This window comes from Methylobacterium nigriterrae (assembly GCF_037106235.1).
GTDB lineage: Bacteria > Pseudomonadota > Alphaproteobacteria > Rhizobiales > Beijerinckiaceae > Methylobacterium > Methylobacterium nigriterrae.
Window position 1 is genome coordinate 1 of sequence record NZ_JBAWTG010000626.1, and the last position, 362, is coordinate 362.

Here is a 362-nt window from a genome sequence, read left to right on the forward strand (position 1 = left end):
GTCGCCGTCGCGCACCGCCGCGAGCGGACCGCCGATCGCGGCTTCAGGCGCCACATGCAGCACGATCGAGCCGAAGGCGGTGCCGGACATCCGGGCGTCGAGCTGCCGGATGCGACCTTGCACCTCGCTCGCCTGCTCGGCCAGAGTGCCGATCACCTTGGCAGCAAGGTTGGGGACCTCGCGCGCCTCACCGGCCACGGCCCGTCGCACGAACGCCAGAGCGTGGGCGATACCCTTCGGGAGATCGATGCCGAACTCGGCTAAGATGATCCTCCTCTGAATGAGTGGACACCTCTGCTACGCTCCCATGGGGGCTGGAAGGTGTCTGATGGGGACAACGAAACGAACGTTCACGCCGGAGT

1 pseudogene is annotated in these 362 nt (G+C 66.9%); it reads right to left on the bottom strand.

The window, feature by feature from the left end:
• Positions 1–108: pseudogene (locus tag WDW90_RS38510) on the bottom strand (hypothetical protein); the annotation flags it as partial.
• Positions 109–362: the final 254 nt, after the last annotated feature.